The 15,702-nt window shown below is 42.0% G+C and carries 17 protein-coding genes; 4 read left to right on the plus strand and 13 right to left on the minus strand.

Annotated features, from left to right (window positions below; genetic code table 11):
* Window positions 1-136: 136 nt before the first annotated feature.
* From ACXAH9_RS10200 to ACXAH9_RS10220, 5 genes are all read right to left on the minus strand, one after another.
* Entirely contained in the window at window positions 137-685 is a 549-nt protein-coding gene (locus tag ACXAH9_RS10200; RefSeq protein ID WP_474894760.1) for a hypothetical protein, read from the minus strand.
* Window positions 686-800: 115 nt separating this feature from the next.
* Window positions 801-1,340, minus strand: coding sequence for a hypothetical protein (locus tag ACXAH9_RS10205; protein ID WP_474894761.1), 540 nt, complete (start codon window positions 1,338-1,340; stop codon window positions 801-803).
* Between the two features lie 32 nt (window positions 1,341-1,372).
* Window positions 1,373-3,547 (minus strand): ribonuclease R, encoded by a 2,175-nt coding sequence (gene rnr, locus ACXAH9_RS10210; RefSeq protein WP_474894762.1) that lies wholly within the window; start codon window positions 3,545-3,547, stop codon window positions 1,373-1,375.
* Between the two features lie 20 nt (window positions 3,548-3,567).
* Window positions 3,568-4,290, minus strand: coding sequence for a 3'-5' exonuclease (locus ACXAH9_RS10215; RefSeq protein ID WP_474894763.1), 723 nt, complete (start codon window positions 4,288-4,290; stop codon window positions 3,568-3,570).
* Window positions 4,291-4,377: 87 nt separating this feature from the next.
* Entirely contained in the window at window positions 4,378-4,767 is a 390-nt protein-coding gene (locus ACXAH9_RS10220) for a hypothetical protein (protein ID WP_474894764.1), read from the minus strand.
* Between the two features lie 88 nt (window positions 4,768-4,855).
* Between ACXAH9_RS10220 and ACXAH9_RS10225 the strand changes: the two genes are divergently transcribed.
* Window positions 4,856-5,554: a hypothetical protein gene (locus tag ACXAH9_RS10225; RefSeq protein WP_474894765.1), complete on the plus strand. Its 699-nt coding sequence runs from the start codon at window positions 4,856-4,858 to the stop codon at window positions 5,552-5,554.
* Here ACXAH9_RS10225 and lipB read toward each other — a convergent pair whose 3' ends face one another.
* Window positions 5,555-6,265, minus strand: a complete 711-nt coding sequence (lipB, locus tag ACXAH9_RS10230; protein ID WP_474894947.1) for a lipoyl(octanoyl) transferase LipB — start codon at window positions 6,263-6,265, stop codon at window positions 5,555-5,557. It lies immediately after the preceding gene.
* The gene (locus ACXAH9_RS10235; RefSeq protein ID WP_474894766.1) at window positions 6,266-7,237 is read right to left on the minus strand and encodes a type I phosphomannose isomerase catalytic subunit; all 972 of its coding nucleotides are present in this window, start codon (window positions 7,235-7,237) and stop codon (window positions 6,266-6,268) included.
* Between the two features lie 33 nt (window positions 7,238-7,270).
* Here ACXAH9_RS10235 and ACXAH9_RS10240 point away from each other — a divergent pair, with 33 nt between their 5' ends.
* The 3 genes from ACXAH9_RS10240 to purH are packed head-to-tail and all read left to right on the plus strand — an operon-like array spanning window position 7,271 to window position 9,781.
* Window positions 7,271-7,612: a YraN family protein gene (locus tag ACXAH9_RS10240; protein WP_474894767.1), complete on the plus strand. Its 342-nt coding sequence runs from the start codon at window positions 7,271-7,273 to the stop codon at window positions 7,610-7,612.
* A gap of 15 nt (window positions 7,613-7,627) precedes the next feature.
* The gene (gene purN, locus ACXAH9_RS10245; protein WP_474894768.1) at window positions 7,628-8,203 is read left to right on the plus strand and encodes a phosphoribosylglycinamide formyltransferase; all 576 of its coding nucleotides are present in this window, start codon (window positions 7,628-7,630) and stop codon (window positions 8,201-8,203) included.
* A gap of 51 nt (window positions 8,204-8,254) precedes the next feature.
* A complete protein-coding gene (gene purH / locus ACXAH9_RS10250) occupies window positions 8,255-9,781 on the plus strand; it encodes a bifunctional phosphoribosylaminoimidazolecarboxamide formyltransferase/IMP cyclohydrolase (RefSeq protein ID WP_474894769.1) in 1,527 nt (508 codons plus the stop codon).
* 95 nt (window positions 9,782-9,876) lie between these two features.
* Here purH and ACXAH9_RS10255 read toward each other — a convergent pair whose 3' ends face one another.
* The 6 genes from ACXAH9_RS10255 to gldD all read right to left on the minus strand — a co-directional run bounded on the left by ACXAH9_RS10255 (window position 9,877) and on the right by gldD (window position 15,694).
* On the minus strand, window positions 9,877-10,296 hold the full coding sequence (locus ACXAH9_RS10255; protein ID WP_474894770.1) for a hypothetical protein: 420 nt from the start codon (window positions 10,294-10,296) through the stop codon (window positions 9,877-9,879).
* A 41-nt stretch (window positions 10,297-10,337) separates the two neighbouring features.
* Window positions 10,338-10,901, minus strand: coding sequence for a hypothetical protein (locus ACXAH9_RS10260; protein WP_474894771.1), 564 nt, complete (start codon window positions 10,899-10,901; stop codon window positions 10,338-10,340).
* 2 nt (window positions 10,902-10,903) lie between these two features.
* Complete coding sequence (gene recG, locus ACXAH9_RS10265) at window positions 10,904-12,997, minus strand: ATP-dependent DNA helicase RecG (protein ID WP_474894772.1); 2,094 nt, start codon at window positions 12,995-12,997, stop codon at window positions 10,904-10,906.
* 75 nt (window positions 12,998-13,072) lie between these two features.
* Entirely contained in the window at window positions 13,073-13,969 is an 897-nt protein-coding gene (locus tag ACXAH9_RS10270) for a M57 family metalloprotease (protein ID WP_474894773.1), read from the minus strand.
* 178 nt (window positions 13,970-14,147) lie between these two features.
* Window positions 14,148-14,984, minus strand: a complete 837-nt coding sequence (locus ACXAH9_RS10275) for a M57 family metalloprotease (protein ID WP_474894774.1) — start codon at window positions 14,982-14,984, stop codon at window positions 14,148-14,150.
* A gap of 137 nt (window positions 14,985-15,121) precedes the next feature.
* A complete protein-coding gene (gene gldD, locus ACXAH9_RS10280) occupies window positions 15,122-15,694 on the minus strand; it encodes a gliding motility lipoprotein GldD (protein ID WP_474894775.1) in 573 nt (190 codons plus the stop codon).
* Between the last annotated feature and the right edge of the window lie 8 nt (window positions 15,695-15,702).

Raw genomic sequence — 15,702 nt, forward strand, 5'->3', positions numbered from 1 at the left:
TCTTAGAGGATTGAAAAATCATAAAGTTTATTTCACAGTCCTATCAGCTTCCCTGGAGTAATTTGAAAAGAAAATTGTAAAAACTCAATTTCCTCATCAAGACATCTATAAATATGTTATGGAAACAGTTTTATCGCTAAGCAGCCTTGGCTCCTTTAACGGCATTTTCCAACATGGAATAAACTTCATTTACTTCTTCGGTAGGTTCTGACTGCTCAGACTTCAGCTGGAACAGTGTTACCTCCTCTTTTGTGATAAGCTGGATTCGGATTGACACCAGATACTCTTCCACAGAATTCCTGGCAGCAGTTGTGTATTCATCAATAAATTGAGATTGAAGGGTAATCGCAGAAATCATTGTCAAGGGCTGATCCTCCTGGTAGTAGGTTCCCACAATCGCGGTGAATGTGTTGTTTATCAGATCTATCGACAGGCTGGATCTTTTCGAAAAAAAGATTTTGCGGATAACAATTGCTCCAACAACACCGCCAATGAGAATAACCCCATAGATAGCTCCTGCTGAAAAAACAGGGATGGATAAAAACAGTGTGACAAAAAGGAGCACTATTGCGCCCATATAACTATTGCGACGCTTGATTGTGACTTTGCCATCTTTCGATTTGAAAGAATAGCCGTTTTCCCCGAGTAGATCAATAGCTCCTCGGCTGAGATTGGGTGATTTCATACATCTAATGGTTAATGCCTAAACGTCAGGCATAGCCCTAATCAGATTAAGGTATAAAAAAAACATTAGGAATCCCTCGTGATTCGATGAATAATAATTTCAACCAGATGGTTGATTAGGCTGCTGAGGATGCTTTTTCAGATGAAATGATGGATTTTAAGTAATCATAAACCTCATTCATTTCTTTCGAAGGTTTGGCATGATCAGAAATCAGTTTGAACAATGGAATCTGATTTTCATTTTCATCTTCTAGTCCGATGGTTACTTGATGTTCTTCGCTAGTGCTTTTAAACGCACTGGAGTATTCATCCACAAATTTTGAATGAATGTAAACTCCTTTGATTTGTCCAAAGGAGAATGACTTACTTCGATCATCTAATTCAAGTGTTTGTTTTTCCGGGTCAATAGCCAGTTTTAAGCTTCCGGGAATTCGTCTTACCAATGGTCTAAAAATCAGAAATGCTACAATGAAGGCACCAAGCCCTGCCCACCACTGGAGAGCAAAAAATATGGCAATAAAGATTGCGCTTATGATCATAACAATGATTAACCCTACCCGATCTGTTCCGGCTTTTTTGAAAAGTATCTGATCATCTTTTGATTTATATGAGTACCCGTTGTACTCAAGCATGTCAATTGCTTTGTTGCTTAGCATGTGTATTATAAGTAACTGTCAAGCTAACTAAATTACTCATTCACCAATTCTAAATCAATGGTTCTTCGATCAATGTCTGTTTTGGCAACTATCACTTTCAGTTTATCACCCAAAGTAATGATGCGTTTATTGTTTCTTCCAATTACTCGCATCTGCTTCTCATCAAACTCATAGAAGTCATCATCCAGGTCGCTCATACGGATCATTCCCTCACACTTTGTTTGTATAATTTCTACAAATATTCCCCACTCTGTCACGCCAGAAACAATTCCTTCAAACTCCTGTCCAAGCATGGTTTCCATAAACTCCACCTGCTTGTATTTGATAGAAGCACGCTCTGCATCGGCAGCTCGCTTCTCGCGTTCGGATGAATGCATACATAATGGCTCATATTCTTCATCACCTACATTTTTACCTCCTTGCAAGTAATGCTCCAAAAGACGGTGTACCATTACATCGGGATACCGCCTAATAGGGGAAGTAAAGTGTGTGTAGTGATCAAAAGCTAATCCAAAATGTCCTCTTGGGTCTGTAGTATATTTAGCCTTAGCCATAGATCGGATGGCAAGGGATTCTAATACGTTCTGTTCAGGCTTGCCCTGAATGTCGTCCATGAGCTTATTTAATCCGCCAGAAAGGTTTTTTCCCAAGTCGATCTTGTGACCAAACTTGGCCGCAAAAGAAGAAAAGGTACTTAGCTTTTCAGGATCCGGATCATCATGTACCCGATAAACGAAGGTTTTGCTGCCTTCTTCTTTGCCCTTCTCTTTCCACTTGAAAATGTGCGTTGCAACTTCTTTATTGGCGAGAAGCATAAATTCTTCGATCATTTTATGGGCATCTTTTCGCTCTTTTGGGATCACCTCAAGTGGCTTACCGTCTTCGTCCAGACGGAATTTAACCTCTACCGTTTCGAAATTCACGGCACCATGCTGAAATCGCTTTTTTCTTAATTGATGCGCAATGATATTTAGCGTGACGATCTCTTTGGTGAAATCACTATCTAAACCTTCGATGCGTTCCTGGGCTTCTTCGTAGGTGAATCGGCGATCCGATTTTATAATCGTACGACCAAACCATTTTTTGGTGATGGCACCTTTGGTGTCCATTTCAAAAACAGCCGAAAAGGTCAGCTTTTCTTCATTGGGTCTCAACGAGCAAAGCCCATTTGACAATCGCTCCGGAAGCATAGGGATGGTGCGGTCTACAAGGTATACTGAAGTGGCACGATCGATGGCTTCTTTGTCCAGTTCGGTTCCTTCATCCACATAATGAGAAACGTCCGCAATGTGAATGCCGATTTCATATTTCCCTTTTTCCAGCTCTTTGATGGATAGTGCATCATCAAAGTCTTTTGCGTCATGTGGATCAATGGTGAAGGTGGTGGTATCCCTAAAATCGCGACGCTTTTTAATTTCCTCATCTGAAATCAGGTCAGGAATTTCATCGGCGGCTTTTTCAATTTTCTTAGGAAATCGAAAAGGCAAGCCAAACTCGGCCATTATCGAGTGGATTTCGGCTTCATTCTCTCCGGCCTGACCTAATACTTCGGTTACAGTCCCAAGCGGACTTCTGTTTTTCTTGTCGTGCCACTTGTCGATTTTCACCATCACCTTATCATTGGGCTTGGCCTTCCCGATTTTCTCAGGATAAACCATGATGTCAAAGTGAATATTCCGGCTATCTGGAACAACAAAAGAGAATTTTTGTGAGACTTCAATTCGCCCCACAAACTCTTCACGGTTGCGCTTTAAGATGTTGACTACCTTGCCCTCAGGCCGATAGCCTTTTCCGGAAGGTTTGGTCACGAGAACACTTACGAGATCACCATGAATGGCAAAATTTAAGTCATCGGTTTTTACCCAGATGTCTTCTTCTGGTTCAGGAGTCACCACATATCCAAAATTTGGATTGACATGATCGACTGTTCCCTGGATGTACTCACTTTCAGCGTTACTGACAAAGCGGCCATCACTCAGGCGCCTGATTTTTTCCTTGCTCTCGAGACTGAAAAGCTGGCTTTTCAGATAGTCTTTTGATTTTTTGTCTCGTAGTTTCAGTTGTCGGATGAGTTCCCGATAGCCATAGGACTTTCCATCGTTTAGTGAGAAAATCTCGTGAAGCTTACTCTTTATTTCTTTTACGTGGTTGGGTTGTTGTTGCTTGGATCGTGATCCTATTTTCTTTTTTCTTTTCTTTCTACTCATGTGTTTTTTCGACCGTGCGGTCATTTTACGATGTTTATCTGATCTGGATCGATCAGAGGTAAATTATTGAGGCGGAGGTAGAGCTGTGCCGTAGCAATTACATCTTTCTGGCAATATTCCTCAATTTTCTTTAACCCATCTTTTTCTTCATAATATGTTTTTGTCACCATTGAGCCGTCCAGCTCTGTTTTGCTGGAGGGTATCCCAAAGATGTTGGTTAGTAAATCCAGTGAAGTAAAGCTTTTCCAATCGCCAAACTTCCACAGCTCCATCGTGTCTATGTGGTTTACCTCCCAGGGCTTTTTCCCGGTCATATTTAACGACCAGGGGATTTTAATATCGTTGATCAGCATGCGCCTGCACAAGTAAGGGAAGTCAAATTCTTTTCCATTGTGCGCGCAGAGCTTTAGGTTGTCCTGATCAAACTTTGATTCTATAAAATTTTTAAAGTCCGTTAATAATTCTTTTTCATTATTTGATGCGAGTGTTTTCACACGCAAGGCAGCCTTTCCTTTATGTTCGTGATAGAAGCCCATCCCTATCACGATGATTTTTCCAAACTCAGCGTAGATGGCAGCCCGACCTTCATAGAGTTCTTCAGGAGTTTTATCATCAGGGTTACGAATAAATCCGGCTTTTCGTTCCCAATGTTTCTTTAAAGCTGGTGAAAGCTGCTCTATGTTCTCGTTTCCAGAGACCGTTTCAATGTCTAAGATTAGGAAGTCTTGAAAGTGGTTACTCAAACTTCGGTTTGTTTTTGTATACTAATTATTGACTCGAATTAGATTATACTGAGGAACTGAACCCCTCATCCAAGGTTAATTGAGCAATTAATCATGCAAGATACCTTTCATTTCTAATTCTTCAATGTAAATAAGGTTTTCTTCTACGATAGAGTCGGGAACAAAAATGAATTTTTTGTCATACACCTGCCCGTTTATGAAATAGCTGACCCAGTATTCATTGTTTAGATGGAACACCGATTCATCTATTGGTTCAATTAATGCATACTCTCCCGAATCAACGAACGGGATCATGTGTCGAAGGATGGAAGTTTTTTGTTTTTCTGTTTTTGTTTCTCCATAGCCCCTGGATGTGACCATTACATTCTCTAGTTTTTGATCATTTCTGTTAATCAAAAAAACCTTCCAACCATCATCGGTCTTGGCAACAACTACATGTACGTCTTTGACGGGAGAAAAATTGATGTCTTTCCTCATGTTGCAAATTTGGGATCATTTCGGCATAAAATGTGCTAACCACTTTCCTTATTCTTTTTGGTTGGTTTAGTTTGCCGAATTATTTGAAATGAATCTGACTTCTAAAAATAAACGTCTGTTCCCTTTTGTCTGGCCCTGGAAGGGTGCCAGTAATCAACCGCTTTCTTTCGGTCAATTAGTAAAACAAAAGAGGTTTTCAATTTCGTACCTGATTATTATTTGGTCAATTATTGGACTACTGGGCTTTGCCTCCACAAGAAACTGTGAAGATACCTGGCAGCTTGCTCTTCAATGTGATTTTGCATTTTGGGTAAAAAACCTGAGGGAGGATCCGCTCATTTTTATTCGAAACCTATTCACGACGCTTTTTCTCCATAATGGGTTTGATCATATCTTGTTTGTTTCCATCCTTGGAATATTACTGATCGTTCAGTCACATGAGGCAGCTTTTGACTCTAAGACTACTGCGCTGTTGTTTCTTTCAGCTTATATTACGGTAGCTCCTTTTTTTGGTATCTTCTATACAGTAGGGCTTGATCTGTTTCCAGATAGTCGGTTTATGCAGTTTGCATTCGAGCGAAACTGGATGGGGGGCTCCATCGGTATGTTTCAGGTGTATGGAGCACTGGCCACAAAAAGTCGAAAACCATGGATTATGTTGATCATCCCGGTGATTTTTGAAGCGATCAACCTATCACTATTAGGAATAGACCTTCATATTTCACTGATGCATTTGATGGCAACCACTCTGGGTTATGGTATTTCTTGCTGGTTTGTAAAAAAGTAGTTATTCTATCAGCTCCATCTCAAAGACAGTAGCAAGGTGATTTTTAAGCTTTTCTTCTACTTCTTTAATGTCAACCTCTCGACCTAGTTCTTTTTGCAATGAAGTTACGGCCTTATCTTGAATACCACACGGAACAATGTAATTGAAGTACTCGAGGCTGGTATTCACGTTGAAAGCAAAACCATGCATGGTTACCCATCGGCTGCTTTTAACGCCAAGAGCACAAATTTTGCGAGCTTTCTTTTCATCGTCACCATCCAGCCAAACACCGGTAAGCCCTTCCACTCTGCCTGAATCAATGTCATATTCCCTTAAGGTGAGTATAACAGCTTCTTCCAGAAACCGCAGGTACTTGTGGATATCTGTAAAAAAATGATCCAGATCTAAGATTGGATAGCCGACAATTTGCCCTGGACCATGATAAGTGATGTCACCGCCTCGGTTGATTTTGTAAAAAGTCGCTTCCTTTTCTTTCAGAAAGGCCTCATTAGCGAGGAGGTGGTTTTCATCCCCACTTTTACCAAGTGTATAAACGTGTGGATGTTCGCAGAAAATCAAATAGTTTTTGGTTTCGACATGCTCTGATTCAGGGAGCTTCCGGTTCGCGATTTTTTGATCTACCGTTTCTTTGAAAAGTTTTTCCTGGTAGTCCCACGCTTCCTGGTAGTCTTTGAGGCCTAAATGAATGAATTGTGTTTTTTTATTCACCAGCTACAGTTCTATGTAGGTTTCCAACAATTCAAGTTCACCATCTGGTTCAATGGTATATTCTTTCATGCAAGCCGGGACTAGCACAACCTCTCCAAACTTAATGGGCTCCCCTTCGATTTTTCCAGAGCCACCAACAGCGATATAAATTTTAAAGCAGTCCAGCTCAGAGCGATTCATGGTTTTAGGCTTATTAATAATCAGCTTGTTGGTAGAGAAATAAGGAGAAGAAACTATCGTATTTGCTTGATTTGGAACTGTTTTATATTCACTTTTCAATTGTTCAGGCTTTGAGAAATCGATAGCGTCAAGCGCTTCTTCCACATGCAACTCACGTTGCTTTCCATCCCTATCCACCCGATCAAAATCATAAATCCGATAAGTGATATCAGAGGTCTGTTGGATTTCGGCGATCATAAGCCCTTTGCCAATTGTATGAACTCTGCCTGCAGGTAAATAATACACCTCCCCGGTTTCTACCTTTTGAGAGTGTAGGAGCTCCATGATTTTTCCGTTGTTGAAATACTCCTGGTACTCCTCTCGATTGGTGTCCTTCACAAACCCATTGATTAAGCTTGCTCCTTCATCTGCCTGCAGAATGTACCACATCTCCGTTTTTCCCGGGCAGCTATGCCTTTTATGAGCCAACTCATCATCAGGGTGAACCTGAACAGACAAATCCTGATCCGCATCGATAAATTTGATTAGTAGCGGAAACTCACTTCCAAAATGCTGATAAACAGAACTACCAACCAACTCGACCTTGCTTTCTACGATTAAGTCTGTTAACCGCTTTCCTTTAAGGGCCCCATTAGCCACTTCAGAAATATTTCCAGGAACACCTGACAACTCCCAGGTTTCACCACAGTTGTCCAGGTCCCCAAAGTCCTTACCAAGAATGGTTTTAATTTTTTGCCCACCCCAAAGCTTTTCTTTGAAGATGGGATTGAATTTTAATGGATATAATTGTGACATTGAATCAAAAAATTGGCCGTGCGGCCTCCGCACATGGATCGCAAAACTAAAGGTATTCAGGGTGAAGCAATAGCAAAAAGCTATTATGAAAAACAGGGATGCGAGATTTTAGAGTCAAATTATCGTTACAAGCGATCCGAAATTGACCTAATCGTCTTACAGAATGCAAGCCTTTTGATTTTCATTGAAGTAAAAAATCGAAGCAGAAAGGATTTTGGTGAGCCCGAGACTTTTGTATCAGAAGCGCAACAAAACCGAATTAAGGAAGCAGCTGAAGACTATATTTTTGGAATCAACTGGAAGAAGGACATTCGGTTTGATATCGCATGTGTCGATCCTGTTGGCAACATTGAAGTGATTCAAGATGCCTTCTGATTATTTTTACATCCAATGAGTAGACAAATCAACCTGGCAATCTTCGCCACCGGTAGTGGAACTAATGCAGAAAATATTGGAAAGTACTTTGAGGCACATGAGCATATTCATGTCAAAGAGATCTTGTCCAATAAAAAGGACGCATTTGTACATCAAAGAGCGAATAATCTAGATATCCCCTCATGGACGTTTTCAAAGGAGCAATTCCAAAATCCTGCATTTATTAAGATGCTGTCTGATTTTGACTATATCATACTGGCAGGCTTCTTATGGTTGATTCCAAAGTTTTTAATCAAAGCATTTCCTAATAAGATCATTAACATACATCCTGCACTGCTTCCAAAGTTTGGGGGGAAAGGCATGTATGGTGATCGTGTTCACCAGGCAGTGCTAGAAGCTGGTGAGAAAAAGTCCGGAATTACAATCCATCTGGTTAATGAAGAATATGACAAAGGTCAAATTCTTTATCAAACGGAATGTGAAGTGGTAAGAGAGGAAACACCTGAATCCTTAGCTGAAAAAATTCATAAGCTCGAGTACGAACATTTTCCGCGGGTGATTGAAGAGTATATTATGTCTCATTCCAAATAAAACCATCTACGATGGTACCTTTGCACACCTTGAAATAAACCAACCACATTCATGTCCAAGAAGAAGATTAAATCCGCTCTCATTTCTGTATTTCATAAGGACGGCCTGGAGCCAATTGTTCGAAGGCTCGACGAGCAAGGAGTTAAAATTTACAGCACCGGAGGTACAGAGAAGTTTATCAAAGAACTGGGGATTGATGTTATTCCTGTTGAGAGTTTAACGGACTATCCGTCGATCTTTGGCGGTCGGGTAAAAACCCTTCACCCGAAGGTATTTGGAGGAATACTTCATCGAAGAGACAATGGTTCGGATCTTGCAGAAGCAAAAAAATTCGAAATACCTCCGATTGATTTGGTAATTGTTGACCTATACCCATTCGAAGAAACAGTAGCAAGTGGCGCAGGGGAAGACGACATCATCGAAAAAATTGATATCGGAGGAATTGCCCTGATCCGTGCAGGTGCCAAAAACTATAAAGATGTGGTGATGGTGAGCTCGCGTGAGTATTATCAAGATTTACAGGATATTCTGGATAATCAAAATGGGGAAACAACAGAAGGTGAGCGTAAACTATTTGCTGCTAAAGCATTCGCCACCTCCAGCCATTATGATTCTGCAATTTTTAATTGGATGAATGCCGAAAAGCAAGTGCCTGCTTTCAGGGTTTCTTCTGCACCGGGCAGAACATTGCGATATGGAGAGAATCCGCATCAGAAAGGATATTTCTACGGAGATTTTGAGGCATACTTTGAGCAAATCCACGGAAAAGAAATTTCATATAACAACCTGGTGGATATTGAAGCTGCGGTCCAGTTGATGGCTGAGTTTCCGGATGATATTGCATTTGGAATCTTGAAGCATAATAACGCCTGCGGCATTGCAACGGGAAAATCAGTTAAGGAGGCGTATCAAAGAGCCTTTGCTGCAGATACTGTGTCGGCTTTTGGGGGCATTTTGATTACCAACAAGGAAGTGGACAAAGCGGCTGCCGAAGAGATGAGTAGTCTATTCTTTGAAATCCTGATTGCGCCTACATTTGCAGTGGATGCATTGGAGATCCTTGAGAAAAAGAAAAACCGAATCCTGTTGATCCAAAAAAAACCGTGGAGACAGGAAGTTCAATACAAAAGCTTGTTGAATGGCACGATCGTTCAGGATTACGATCTGAAATCTGAAACCAAGGATGATCTGGAAGTAAAAACCAAAAAGGCTCCAACGGCTGATGAAGTGGATGATTTGATCTTTGCATCGAAAGTGTGTAAGCAATCAAAATCAAATACAATCGTATTGGCTAAAGACGGGCAGCTGCTCGCCAGCGGTGTTGGACAAACATCAAGGGTAGATGCATTAAATCAGGCAATAGAAAAGGCGGGTAAGTTTGGGTTTGACCTGAACGGAGCAGTGATGGCATCAGATGCATTTTTCCCATTCCCGGATTGTGTGGAGATAGCACACAAAGCAGGAATTACTGCTGTAATCCAGCCGGGTGGTTCAATCAAAGACCAGGACTCCATTGACTACTGTGATGCGAATGGCTTAGCGATGGTGATGACGGGAACAAGACATTTTAAGCACTAGCACTATCTGGTCAAAGTGCAATTCCCCCTTTGAAGGGGGTGAGGGGGGTTACACCCCTGTAGTCCCCTCAAGGGGACAAACCTTAAAGGGAATGGCTAAGAAGTCAACTTCATAAGTAAATCCACCAATTCTTCTTTCTTCATTCCACCAAAATATTTCTTTCGCTCTGAATCAGACATATTTTGCATTTTTTTTACAAAATCACTTCCTAAAACTTCTACCGCATGATTCTCCGGAACACCAAAAATTTCGATTTCATCGATGGCTGTATTTAGGACTTCTTTACCCTTGAGTTTGGCGGTTTCGACAGGCTTATACTTAGAACTTGAGTCACGCAAGGCCCAACTGCTGTAGTCAATTTTTAAGTTCTCAATTTGTTTCGCTCGCGGGTCATCTTCTCCAAAAATACGTTCAAGGACTGTGATTGCACTGGTTTTCCAGGCTTCCAGATCAAAAGTATCTTCTTCCAGTTTGCTGATCTGCTTTTTGAGGAGTTTGATGTATTGGGATTTCATGTGCTATCACTTGTTTGAAGGATATACACAAGTTACGACAATCAGTCTTTAAATAGTTCATTAAAAACCTTTGGCTCGTAATCTTCAATCACATTTGGCAAGTCTCCGGTACCATTCAGCTCCCAAACCTTTCCATAAATGGATGAATAGTGAACAACCAACTTGGCTTCTTTGGTGTCTCCAACATAAAAAAGTCTCTTCAGGAGCGTTGCACTTGATGTGTCCATTGACCGTATTAAAACTACTTTCTGTCCTTCGGAAACAATGACTCCTTCATATAAACTAGAGCCACTAACTGAGGATTGGTTGGTTGAAAGTGAATCGGTATATTGATAAACAAATTGCATGGCGTCCATATCGTACGTAATATCTTGATGATGAACCGTAACTTTTTCAATAATGGCTGGCCCAAGACCTCTGTTAATTATGGATAATGCATAATTATTATTACTTAAGTCATTCCACAATTCAAGCTTGGGTACGGCACTTCTTTCCTCGTGTTCTCGCATCAGTTTTGACTGGTAAATCAGAACAAAAAGAGTTCCCAAGCTCACCAAAGTAGCAAGCAATCCAATGGTAGTATTTGAGTTGATTTTAATTTTCATATCTAGCTAATTCTACCCCAATTAACGGCATTTTTACTAAATGAGTCAATGTGCGATTTAATCATTCGATGCTCTGGTTTTTGAAGGTTTGGATCTGCCTTTAGCATATCCTGTGCTGCTATTCGAGCCACCTTCAGGATTTCTCCGTCTTTCACCAGGTCAGAAACTAATAAATCCAAAACCCCACTCTGACGCGTGCCCATCAAATCTCCGGGTCCACGCAGTGCAAGATCTACCTCTGCAATTTTGAATCCATCGGTCGCGTCAACCATGGTTTTCAGCCGGGTGCGCCCTTCAGTACTCAGCTTCAATCCCGTCATCAGGATGCAATAGCTTTGATCGCCACCCCGACCAACCCGTCCCCGAAGCTGATGCAGTTGAGACAGTCCGAATCGCTCTGCATTTTCAATCACCATGATGGTGGCATTGGGAACATTTACGCCCACTTCGATCACAGTAGTTGCAACCATGATTTTGGTTTCTCCTTTCACAAAGCGCTGCATTTCCCATTCTTTGTCCTCCGCCTTCATGCGTCCATGCACGATGGAAATCTGATAATTTGGGAATCGGCGTGTCACGCTTTCATATCCATCCATCAAATCCTTGTAATCAAGGGTAGCTGATTCCTCAATAAGCGGAAATACAATATAGGCCTGCCTTCCCTTCTCAATTTCCTTTTCCACAAACCCAAACATCTCGAGTCGCTTATTGTCTCGGTAGTGCATCGTTTTGATGGGCTTCCTTCCTGCCGGCAGCTCGTCTATGACTGAAATATCCAGATCACCGTAGAGTGTCATCGCCAATGTTCGTGGAATGGGTGTTGCTGTCATCACAAGCACATGAGGATAGGTGTCTTTTGTTTTAGTCCAAAGTTTGGCTCGCTGAGCGACTCCAAATCGATGCTGCTCATCAATGACTGCAAGTCCTAAATTTGTAAACTTTACTTTGTCTTCAAGAAGTGCATGGGTTCCTACCAAAACGGTAATGACGCCTGACATAAGTCCTTCATGAATAAGCTTGCGTTCGGACTTTGGTGTAGAGCCAGTCAACCGAGCCATATGAATGCCCAGCGGCTTGGTCCATTCCTGCAATCCTTTAAAATGTTGTTCGGCCAGTATTTCTGTAGGTGCCATGAAGGCGCATTGAAAACCGGAACCAATAGCAATGAGCATAGACAGAAAAGCGACCATGGTCTTTCCACTTCCCACATCTCCTTGCACCAGGCGGTTCATTTGCTGACCGGAACGGAAGTCCGCATAAATTTCTTTCACCACGCGCTTTTGTGCACCTGTTAATTCGAAGGGCATATGCTTTTCATAAAACTCATTGAGAAGGTCGCTTTTATTGAGAATGACTCCTTTGTATTTTTCTGTTCGGGCAATTTTCAGTTTGATCAGTCGAAGCTGCACAAAAAACAGCTCCTCGAATTTCATTCGATTTTGAGCGATGGAGAGTTGTTGCGCATTGCGGGGAAAATGCATGGCAACTACCGCCGTTTTCTTGTCCATCAATTTGAACTGCCTTAGCAGGTGGTCCGGCAAGGTTTCCGAAATGTGGTTCACGGCCTCCACCAAAAGCACTTTCATCACTTTGGTCAGGAACTTACTATCCAGCCCCTTCTTTTTCATTTTTTCGGTGGTGTGGTAAAAGGGGATAAGATATCCGCCCGTGGCATTCTTTTCTGTCAGCACTTCTACTTCCGGGTGGGCGATGTTGAATTTACCATTAAAGATTGTAGCCTTTCCAAAAGCCACATATTTCACACCGATGGTCAGACTTTTTTGAATCCACTGGATGCCCTTGAACCAAACCATCTCGATGGTGCCCGTTTCGTCAGCGAATGTTCCAACCAAGCGTGCTTTCCGACCCATACCAATCGTTTTGAAAGACTTGAACTCACCAATGATCTGAACATATGGTAGGTCTGGTTGCAGTTCTTTGATTTGGTAGAATTTGCTTCGGTCTTCGTGACGAAAAGGGTAATGCTGAAGGAGATCTCCGAAGGTGAATATTTGTAATTCTTTGTTGAGCGTCTCGGCCCGCTGGGGACCAACCCCCTTCAGGTACTCGATGGATCGATCAAAGAATGGGTGCATGAGGCTAATATACTTCGAGAATAAAAAAAGGGAGCCGATGTAGACTCCCTTCTTCAACACCCTTAGGTAATAATTTTAGTATAAGTAATCCAGTGCAGTCTTGTCATCACTGTTGAAAGGGCGGTTGCCCCCATCAGTACAAGCAAGCATCCATGATTTTTTGGCGAGGGAAGCTCCAGTTGGAGTGCCAGGTATGTGGTTTGCTCCAATGGATCCAGCCCCTTCATCACCACCACTGCCACACGAAATACTTCTGTCGAAATAGTCTGTGTGACGGAAACCAATGCAGTGACCGATTTCATGAGCCATGATGGTAGCAATGCCATTTACAGAAAGTCCGTAGTTGCTTTCAAGCACGCCACTCATTTTAATTTGACCGTAAGGGTCACAGTTGTTAGGGAACCCGGCTGACCCAAGCACACCCCTTCTTTCATCTCTTTTGCTTAACCTTGAGAAAACTATGTCAGCACCAGAAGAAGTGTTTGTTCTTTGGAAAGTCAATAAAAGATTTTCAGCGTTGTATCTGGAAATGGCTTCATCAAGAGCAGCTCCATACGTTGATGGGAAAGATGCTGATGACGATGTTTTGTTTGGGCCTTTTCCCGGGGGCGGACCACCTCCGCCACCTCCACCACCACCACCATCGGAGGATCCTTCGTCCATATAGATGGTGATCACACGACCGCCACCTGCGCATACCAGCTCATTGGTGCTGTACTGTTCTACAGTAGCCAGCGATTTAGCAGGGCTCATATTGGTCAGGTCATAATCCGTGAGATAGATATCTCCTTCTACCAGATATCCGTCTTCAAACTGAGTTGGCGCGAAACTGTGCACATCGAAACCAAGGTCGGCGATTTGTGCTATTACTTCATCAGAAACCGAAAAGTCTTCGGCAACAGGATCCTGTTCAGAACAGGAAAATAGCGACACAATCAATGCCAATGCTAAAATGTTATTAATTCTCTTCATAATATTAGGGTTTTGATTAATTGGGTGTTTTAATCATTTTGTAATGTAAAAAAATTAATAAAGGGATACAATTGATTGTGTTTTTAATTAAAAGTGGTATAAAATACTGATAGGAAGAACAAAAAAAGGGAGCCATTATGGCTCCCTTCCGCGTAATACCCTAGCTCTTATTTTTTATTTAGTACAGATAGTTTAGTGCAGTTACGTCATCGTTGTTGAACGGACGATCGCCACCATCGGTGCAAGCAAGCATGAAAGATTTTGCTGAAAGAGTAGCTCCAGTAGGAGTACCAGGGATATGGTTTGCACCAACACCAGCAGTGCCCTCATTTGAAGTGCTTCCTCCACAAGAAATACTTCTATCGAAGAAGTCTGTGTGACGGAATCCGATGCAGTGCCCCATTTCATGAGCGATGATCGTAGCAATACCTTCAGTACTCAGCCCATAAGAAGACTCAAGTATGCCACTCATTTTAATTTCTCCATATGGATCACAGTTAGACGGGAAGCCTGCAGACCCTAGAACTCCTCTTCGCTCATCACCTTTTCTAAGGCGAGTCATTACGATATCTGCTTGGTTCTTGTTAGACGTTCTCTGAAAAGAGATCAAAAGGTTTTCTGCATTGTATCGAGCGATAGCCAGATCAAGTCCAGCAATCATCCCTGGGCTATATCCTTTTCTACCACCTTCTTCAGCGTACATTGTAATTACTCTCCCTCCGCCAGCACATACCAACTCGTTGGTGCTGTATTGCTCAGCGATTGGAAGGGCTGTTCCTTTACCCATTTCTGCAATGGTTTGGTCGGTGAGATAAATATCTCTTTCTACCAGATAACCATTTTCAAATTTGGTGGGAACGAAGTTTTCTACATCGAAACCTAGTGCTGCAATTTGAGCAATTACCTCAGCAGAAACACTTAAGTCTTCGGTGATAGGATCTTGTTCATCAGAACATGAAAATAGCGTGATGCTTGCAATTAGGGCAAGCGATAAAATGTTATTAATTCTCCTCATAATTAGTATTTTTTGTAAAAGGGTACTTTACGCAACGTCGCAATATATACTAAGCTGCCAAACCAAACAAATAATCCTAAAGAATTAATGGTGCCAAATTTTCATTGGCTTATACCTCCGTTTTTCGCAACTAAATTTTACTTACCCTGCCATTTTAAACTCATCAGGAGATGGATCATATCTTGCTTCAAATAGTCTATGACGGGAGCAAGCGAGTCATTTTTAGTGGCTGTTCTGAAATACAAGGCGCCTCGTAAAAAATGATCTGTGCTGTCCTTATCGGTAATATGGAATTGAGCCTGGGTGGGCACCTCTCCTTCCAGCTCGGTAAAGGAAGCAATAAGACCACTGGGTAGTTCAATGATGCTCTCCTCAATCGCATAAGCCTTAACATTATGCTGAGAAGTAAGCTTATATGAGTCGCTCAGATACTCACGGATGATCGAATCGGTAACAGGCTTATAGGTGATCTGAATCGCTGCTCCCATTTCCGGGTAGAGTAGATTGATCCAATACCGCTCGGTGATCCAACTGGAGTCGCGAAGTAGCTTTGCATGTTTTGAATACTCGAAGAAGTAGGGTAAGGTGTCTGGAGTAGGTTGGTAAGATGCTTCCGGCAGATCAATTCGGTTGTATCCTTTTGGTTTAGGCAGGTAGTCGCTCCCGCAAGCGATAAACAAAAAAGCAAACAAAAGAAGGAGATATTTCATGTCGGCAA

The sequence above is a fragment of the Ekhidna sp. ABH4_415 genome, assembly GCF_056161305.1.